A 9,255-nucleotide genomic window follows, 5' to 3' on the forward strand; every position below is an offset into this window, starting at 1 on the left:
AAGTTAGGGGATGCATGATGAAACATTCGAAAAGAAGAGGAAAGCATGTACAGCAAAGAAGGCTAGGCATCATCACTAAATGGTTATGCCTCACGCTCCTGATCCTGATGCTGGCTCCCGGTGCTGTGTTTGGATCGGAGAAAATGTTCTCCACTAGCCCGCAGGATGCGGGAGCAGGCAAAGCATATGGGGCAGTGTATGGTACAGCGCCTCCCGCTGAGCAGACAGGAAATGTCTTGTCAGTCAGGGATTCCGTCTACCAATCCGTATATGATTCGGTGTATGGGCTAGACCCAACACTCGGGGTTATCTTACATCACGGAGCCTATCAGATGAGTCTGCTCGCTGTGAGCAATGTGGAAGGGTCGATGACCGCAGTATCACCCCTGCTGCAGCAAATGAAGCTGTCGCAGGCTTCGGGTGTCATTCCCGGCGGACGCGGATTTATGCTGCCACAGGTTGTTGCGGTCAAGGATCTGGCCGGCAACCCGCTTGCCGGGGTTCCGGTTACCTTCACTGCTTCTGAAGACAGTACGATCACCGCGGTAATGCGCGGACTGAACAGTACCGGAATCACGGTTGTTACAGATGCGAATGGGTATGCTTCTGCGGCTAACACCTACACAAGTTACGCGGGAGAAGGGTACCAGGTCTATTCCAAGAGCACCGGGGTGATCAAGACGATGGAGGTCAAAGCCACGGTTCCGGGCCTTCAACCGGTCACCTTCCGCGTGGAGGTGGGTGCTGTGGGGTCAAACCTGATCGACACCACACCGCCGGCGATTACGGCATCTGCACTAACCGATGTGGGAGCGCCTTACATTGCCGGAACATGGACCAATCATTCGGTGACTGTTCACTACACGGCAATCGATACGCTGTCGGCGATCAGATCACTGACTTCGGACCAGAACTTTACCGCTGAAGGTGCGGGTCAGAGCGCTACCGGTAAGGCGGTCGACAGCTCAGCTGCCAGTGATGAGGATAAGAACCATTATTCCATCGCTACTTTTGGTCCCATTAACATTGATAAAACAGCTCCGGTTACGACTGTAACTGCAGCAGGTGCGGAATCCGGCAGCTGGAGCCACGATAAGGTCACACTTCACTTTACCGCAGAAGATCCATATTCGGGTGTCAATTCCATCTACTATAAGCTGGGTGAAAATGATGCGGTGAAAACGGCGGGCGTAAGTGCGGATACTGAGATCAGCAAGGAAGGAACAACTACAGTCACCTATTGGTCTGTGGACAGAACCGGGAATACCGAGGCTGTCAAAACCATAACAGTCAAAATTGACAAAAGCGGTCCGGTGATTGCCAGCATAATAAGCCCTGAGCCGAATACAAAAGGCTGGAACAGCGCCAATGTCACAGTCGCTCTCACCGCTTCCGATGTGAACTCAGGGGTCAAGGAAATTCATTATGCTCTGGGTGCATCCGGAGAAGAGAAGGTTGTAGCCGGAACAACGGCAACTTTTGCCGTTCAGACTGAGGGTGTCACACCGCTCGCGTTCTGGGCTGTAGACCAGGCGGGGAACAGTACTCCCGTGCAGAAAACTGAAGTGAAAATAGACAAAACGATTCCGGTGATTACCGTACCGGCAGATATCAATACGGAGGCAACGGCAGTCCGTACACCTGTCGAAATTGGTAAAGCCTCCGTACAAGATGTATCCATCCCGGATGTCATCGTGACGAACGATGCCCCGGCCGATTTTCCCATAGGAACGACAACCGTGAAATGGACCGCTGTGGACCCGGTAGGGAACATCTCTTCACAAGTGCAGAAAGTAACGGTAAAAGATACAACCAAACCTGTACTCACTGTACAAGGGGATATCGTAGTCGAAGCGACCGCTGTAAAAACACCGGCTATCGTCAGCGGTGCATCGGCAAAGGACATTTTTCCGGTTATTGTAGTTAACAATGCTCCAAAGGAATTTCCCATGGGTACGACCAAGGTCACATGGACGGCTACGGATGCGAACAGCAACGTGATTACCGCGGCACAAAATGTTATCGTGGTTGACACGATCAAGCCGGTGCTTACCGTACCTGCAAACATCACGAAAGAAGCTTCGGGCAGAAGAACTCCGCTTTCTGTGGGTACGGCAACAGCGGAAGACATTTTCAAAGTGAATATTACAAATAATGCGCCAGCGGATTTCCCGGTGGGGACCACCAAGGTGATCTGGAGAGCTGAGGACGAGAATGGGAATGTCACGACAGCGGAACAGCTGATTACGATAACGGACATAACCAAGCCTGTATTGTCGCTTCCTCAGGATATCCGTATTGAAGCAACCGCCACGCGGATGAAGCTGGAGGTTGGAGCGGCTAAGGCCACAGATTTGTTCGACGTTCTGTTAGTCAATGATGCCCCGGAATATTTTACGGTAGGGGTTACCAAGGTCACCTGGACAGCGACAGATGAGCATGGCAATGTAACGAAAGCCGTTCAGAATGTAACCGTTACGGATACCACCGTTCCGGTGCTGACGGTACCCAAGGATATTTCAGCAGAAGCCACCGGAATCAAGACGCCGGTAGCGCTCGGGCAGGCGTCTGCCACGGATATTTTCAAGGTCGTGATTACCAGCAATGCCCCGGATAGCTATACTGTCGGTAAAACACTGGTCACCTGGACAGCCACCGATGAGAATGGCAACAGCACCAAGGGGACACAGACGGTTACGATCACAGATACCACCAAGCCGCTAGTTACACTGCCAGGTGATAAGACAGCAGAAGCGGCCGGAGAAAGAACGAAGGTAGACATCGGCGAACCAATAATTACCGAGATTTTCCCGGTGACTATTACCAATAATGCACCCGTTGATTTCCCGCTGGGAACGACCGAGGTTACCTGGACAGTTACCGATGAGCACGGCAATACCACCGTAGGTACTCAAAAGATCAAGGTCGTGGATACGACCAAACCTGTTCTAGGCGTACCAGCAGATATTACAGTTGAAGCAACGGCCGTCAGATCCATAGTCTCCCTCGGTCAGCCCACTGTAACTGATTTATTCAAAACTACTGTGATTAACGATGCGCCAGTTGATTTTGTGGTAGGCACAACCAAGGTGACATGGATGGCTACGGATGCGAGCGGTAATGTGGCCATAGGCACACAGAATGTAAAAGTTATGGATACTACTGATCCAGAAATTCATATCCCTGCAGATGTCCGGGTTGAAGCCACAGCAGTAAGATCACAGGTTCAGATTGGCATCGCCACGGCCACAGATATTTTTCCGGTTACGGTAACCAGCAATGCTCCGGATGATTATCCAGTGGGTACTACCGAGGTCACTTGGACGGCCAAGGATACCCACGGTAACCTAACTACAGGCAAACAAAAAGTGACGGTAGAAGATACAACACTTCCTGTTCTGAAAGTACCCGCAGATATCAGCAAAGAGGCTACAGCGGTAAATACACCGGTCAACATAGGACAAGCGGCGGCAACGGATTTGTTTGCGGTAGAGATCGTAAGCAATGCTCCGGTAAGCTATCCGCTGGGGAAAACCATTGTGACCTGGAAAGCCACCGATGCCAATGGCAATATCAGCAGCGGAACACAGACCATTACCATAGTAGATACAACCGTACCTTCCATTGCCGAAGCAGCGGATCTGACGGTGGAAGCAACCAGCCGGGAAACTCAGGTTCAGCTGGCGGTGCCGGCGGTGACAGATATTTTTGGGATTGCATCGGTTACCCAAAATGCTCCGTCTGCATTTCCAATTGGAGTTACCGAGGTACTCTGGACGGCCAAGGATAAGAACGGCAATCTGTCCACCCGTAAACAAAAGGTTACGGTAGTGGATACAACGAAGCCGGTGCTCAGCGTGCCTAAGGAGGTTCAGGTAGAGGCTTCGGCATTACAGACACCTGTGGAGATCGGGATGGCAACAGCTACAGATATTTTTAACGTTACTGTCAAAAGCAATGCCCCGGCAACCTTTCCTATTGGTGTAACAGAAGTCACCTGGACGGCTACGGATGAGCATGGCAATCTGTCCACCGGGGTGCAGAAAATTACTGTCGTAGATACAACAAAGCCGGTTCTGAGTGTGCCGAAGGATCTGACGGTGGAAGCCACCGCAGTGAAAACCCCTGTAGAGATCGGGCAGGCGACAGGGACGGACATCTATAAAGTTACGATAACCAATAACGCACCTGATTCCTATCCATTAGGCGTAACTGAGGTTATTTGGACCGCAACAGATGCAAACGGCAATGTAACCACGAAGGTGCAAAAGATCACGGTGGTGGATACGAGCAGTCCGTTGCTCAGCGTACCTGAGGATCAGACCGTTGAAGCGACTGCGGTGAAAACTGCGGTGAAGATCGGACTGGCAACAGCGTCAGATATTTTCAAATATACGATGGTAAGCAATGCTCCGGCAGACTATCCGCTGGGTACCACTGAGGTGACCTGGACCGCAACCGATGAGAACGGCAATGTCGCCACGAAGGTGCAGAAGATCACGGTGGTGGATACGACCCGTCCGGTGCTCAGCGTACCTAAGGATCAAACCGTGGAAGCCACGGCAGTGAAGACACCTGTGGAGATCGGGCAGGCAACGGCGTCAGATATTTTCAAATATACGATGGTAAGCAATGCCCCGGCAGACTATCCGCTGGGTACCACCGAGGTGACCTGGACTGCCACGGATGCGAACGGCAATGTGTCCACGGGTGTCCAAAAGATTACCGTAGTAGACACGACGAAGCCTACGCTTAGCGTACCTGAGGATCAGACGGTAGAAGCGACAGCGATTCGAACCACCGTCGAAATAGGGCAAGCCGCAGCAAAAGACATTTTTCCCGTAACCGTGACATCGGATGCTCCGGCGGACTACCCGCTGGGCACTACGACAGTCACCTGGACGGCCAAGGACAAGAACGGTAATGAAGTCAGAGGCGTGCAGAAAATAACCGTAGTGGATACCACGAAGCCTGTGCTGAAATTCAAAGGATCTTTGCATCTGACCAAGGAAGCATCTGCGCTGGCAACGCCGGTGGAGCTGGAAGTGCCTGAGGTGCTGGAGTTGTTTCCGGTTATTTTAACTACGGATGCCCCGGGGTTTGGCAGTCAGGACCCGATCACTTCAGGGGAGAGCATTACTGCGAAATTCCCGCTGGGAACCACTAAAGTGACATGGACCGCTAAGGATGCGAACGGAAACGCGATGATCGGGATTGTCACAGTAACCATCACGGATACGGTCAAACCCGTACTCAAACTGCCGGCAGACATTGCTCTGGAAGCAACAGCGGTTCGAACTCCGGTTGAAATTGGACTGGCTACGGCAACGGATATCTATGATGTGACCGTGACCAGTAACGCTCCGGCGGATTACTCCCTGGGAACAACAGAAGTCACCTGGACCGCAAAAGATGCGAACGGCAATGTGACCACAGGTATACAGAAGATTACGGTAGTGGATACAACCAAACCGGATCTGATCTTGCCAGTCGACAAGACAGTCGAAGCGACCGCGCTGAAGACGCCAGTCGATATTGGTCAGGCAAAGGGCATAGATATTTACAAAGTAACCGTGATATCGGATGCCCCAACGGATTATGCACTGGGCACGACCGAAGTGAAATGGACGGCTACGGACGAGAACGGCAACGTAACAACTGGTGTGCAAAAGATTACGGTGGTGGATACGACGAAACCTGCTCTGACACTGCCAGCCGACAAGACAGTCGAAGCGACCGCGCTGAAGACGCCAGTTGATATTGGACTAGCCACAGGCACAGATATTTACAAAGTGAGTGTAATATCGGATGCCCCAACGGATTACGCACTGGGCACGACCGAAGTGAAATGGACGGCTACGGACGAGAATGGCAATGTAACTACCGGTATACAAAAGATTACCGTGGTGGATACGACGAAGCCCGCTCTGAAGCTGCCAGCCGATAAGACAGTCGAAGCAACTGCACTGAAGACGCCGGTAGAGATCGGACAAGCGACAGGCACGGATATTTACAAAGTGAGTGTAATATCGGATGCCCCAACGGATTATGCGCTAGGCACGACCGAAGTGAAATGGACGGCTACGGACGAGAACGGCAATGTAACTACCGGTATACAAAAGATTACGGTAGTGGATACGACGAAGCCTGCTCTGAAACTGCCAGCCGACAAGACAGTCGAAGCGACCGCGCTGAAGACTCCGGTTGAGATCGGCATAGCCACAGGCACGGATATTTACAAAGTGAGTGTAATATCGGATGCCCCAACGGATTATGCATTGGGCACGACTGAAGTGAAATGGACGGCTACGGACGAGAATGGCAACGTAACTACCGGTATACAAAAGATTACGGTAGTGGATACAACGAAGCCCGCTTTGAAGCTGCCAGCCGACAAGACAGTCGAAGCGACCGCATTAAAGACTCCGGTAGAGGCGGGACAAGCGACAGGCACAGATATTTACAAGGTAACTGTGACCAGCAACGCTCCGGCAGATTATGCGCTTGGCGTAACTGAAGTGAAATGGACGGCTACGGACGAGAACGGCAATGTAACTACCGGTGTGCAGAAGATTACCGTGGTAGATACGACGAAGCCTGTTCTGAAACTGCCAGCCGACAAGACGGTCGAAGCGACCGCATTGAAGACGCCGGTAGAGATCGGACAAGCGACAGGCACGGATATTTATAAGGTAACTGTAACCAGCAACGCTCCGGCAGATTATGCGCTGGGTACTACTGAAGTGAAATGGACGGCTACGGATGAGAACGGAAATGTGACCACAGGTATTCAGAAGATCACAGTGAAGGATACGACGAAGCCTGTGCTGAAAGCACCAGCAGATGTATCCGTCATAGCTACAGGCGTCAAAACACAAGTGACCCTGGGCCAGGCTACAGTGAATGATATTTTCGGATACACGTTGAAAAATGATGCTCCTGCCGATGGATTTCCGGTAGGCAAGACAGCTGTCACCTGGACCGCTACCGATGCGAACGGGAATGTATCCACCGCTGTCCAGTATGTAACCGTTACTCAGTTATTTAAAGTCCAATCGTACAACGGTACTAGAACAAGCATCACGAATACGATTGCTCCGAGAATATCCTTTGAGAACACAAGCAGCAGCACCATTCAGCTCTCAAACATTAAGCTTAGATACTACTACACCATTGATGGAGAGAAACCTCAGGGCTTCTATGCTGATTACTCCCGGGTATCGGGTTCCAGCAGCAGCATTCAGTCCTTTATTACAGGAAGCTTCCAAAAGACCACTAGCAAGACCGGTAGCGATTATTACCTGGAGATCAGCTTCTCCAGTGGTGCCGGAAGTCTGAAGCCGGGTGAAAAAGTAGAAATCCAATGCAGGTTCTGGAAATTGAATTATTCCAACTACACGCAGACTAATGACTATTCCTTCAATGCACCGGCAACAGATTATACAGATACCAATAAAATTACGGTCTACGCCTCCGGCAATCTGATTGCTGGGATGGAACCGTAAGCAAGTGAGAAGTAAGTAGTTCATTGTAACAGCTTCCAGGCTGACGTCCGGTATGAATGGCTGCAGCCTGGAGTTATATCTATTAATGAGAGATTAACCAGCTCCATTCCGGGGGTACGATATGCCAGACGACATGAATGAAATTCTGCAAAGGTTGACCCGCGTAGAAACGAAGCTCGATATTATGAACAGCGCAAGGGATATTGCACTTGAGGCTATGCAGAGCAGCAAATCGGCACATCTGCGGATGGATGAAATACGGGATGAGCTGTCCAGATTGAAGGTCAGGCAAGGAGAAAGCCAACGGTGGCTGGTGGGAACCATCATCAGCAGCGCGGGGCTGTTTATTGCGGCAGTAGGGCTTTTGCTGAAGCTAGTGATCGGGTAGCAGAATAACAGCGGAAGAAGATTTTTGAAGAAGGAGGAGATGGATAATGGCCAAAGGGTTTGATTGCGCTGCACCGCTGACGAAGACGTTAGCGAAGAAGTTCCGGGAGGATGGTTATGAATTCGTATGCCGGTACCTGGTACCTTCTGGCTGGAAAAGACTCACAAAGTCTGAGGCGGCAGCTATCAGCACAGCCGGCCTGCAAATTGTCTCTGTATATGAAACAACTGCCAGCCGCGCATTAGGCGGACGATCTGCGGGATTGGCGGACGGAGCGATTGCTGCGCAAACGGCGTTAGCTGTTGGACAGCCGGCAGGAAGCCGGATTTACTTCGCAGTGGATTTCGACGCATCAGCAAGCCAGATGGACACAGTAATCCAGTATATCAAGGCTGCAGGTGAGGCTTCCTCGAAGTTCCGAACGGGTGTATACGGGAGCGCAGCAGTCGTTGAAGCGGCGATGGCAGCCAAGGCCTGCACAGGCTTTTGGCAGACCTATGCCTGGAGCAGAGGCCGGAAAGCAGAAGGAATACACCTCTATCAGTACGACAATGGTCCCAAAGGGCTGGGACAGCCGATCCATGGCGTGAATGTGGATATAAATCTGTCCAGCGGTGATGCGGGATGGTGGAACACGCTGGCAGCCGTTCCTTCAACGCCAACCCATTCGGACGGGGAGGTGAAGGAATACATGCTGAACCAAGAGGACGCGAAGAAGATCATCGCCTTCATTCAAGCCGCCTATATGGCGGCAGGAAGCCCGGAATCCAGAGAGGAGTTCCACCGTCTGGCAGATGAAATACGCAAAGCATCGGGTCAACCGGTGGAGGAGGAAAAGTAGGACCACCCACAAATAATATAGACTTGGCAAAAATGCTGTTAACGGCCACCTTTGGGTGGCTTTTTTACTTTAATTTTGAGGGACTTGATACTTTTTCTTTTATCCGCCCCCCTTTTTTATGAATTGTTACAATAAGTGGATTTATTTTCCCGTTCGGCTGTAAAAAACGCTATGGATTTTACTTAATCTATAGAACCGATTTTTTACAGAAGGGGGAATCCGCTTGCAGACCCATGCAACCGTAAGCAAGGAAAAAGAGAAAACATCGGGTAGCCATCAACCATATAGCAATTCATTGGCTTTTGTGAAGCCAGCAGCAACCAAGCTGCCGGACCCGGTGGAGATCATCAGGCGTATCCGGCAGAATCCGGCTTCCTTAAGCCGGGAAGACAAGCTGGCGCTCCAGCGTACCCTGGGCAACCGGGCCGTGGTTCAGTTGTTATCCAGTTTGAAGGATAGCAAGGAAAGTAAGCAGACAAGTGAGGCGGGAGCGGCGAAGCGGGGTGAGCAAGGGGAGGGGA

The 9,255-nt window shown here is 51.4% G+C and carries 4 protein-coding genes; all 4 read left to right on the forward strand.

What is annotated here, in order from left to right; genetic code table 11:
- The first annotated feature begins 17 nt into the window (after positions 1–17).
- The gene (locus tag A3844_RS26895; protein ID WP_083607043.1) at positions 18–7,505 is read left to right on the forward strand and encodes an HYR domain-containing protein; all 7,488 of its coding nucleotides are present in this window, start codon (positions 18–20) and stop codon (positions 7,503–7,505) included.
- Between the two features lie 121 nt (positions 7,506–7,626).
- The gene (locus tag A3844_RS33210; protein ID WP_074087015.1) at positions 7,627–7,893 is read left to right on the forward strand and encodes a hypothetical protein; all 267 of its coding nucleotides are present in this window, start codon (positions 7,627–7,629) and stop codon (positions 7,891–7,893) included.
- 46 nt (positions 7,894–7,939) lie between these two features.
- The gene (locus tag A3844_RS26910) at positions 7,940–8,734 is read left to right on the forward strand and encodes a DUF1906 domain-containing protein (protein WP_074087016.1); all 795 of its coding nucleotides are present in this window, start codon (positions 7,940–7,942) and stop codon (positions 8,732–8,734) included.
- Positions 8,735–8,957: 223 nt separating this feature from the next.
- A partial coding sequence (locus tag A3844_RS26915; protein WP_143192170.1) for a hypothetical protein occupies positions 8,958–9,255 on the forward strand: 298 nt, incomplete at its 3' end.

This window comes from Paenibacillus helianthi (genome assembly GCF_001909055.1).
GTDB classification, from domain to species: Bacteria; Bacillota; Bacilli; order Paenibacillales; family Paenibacillaceae; genus Paenibacillus_AQ; species Paenibacillus_AQ helianthi.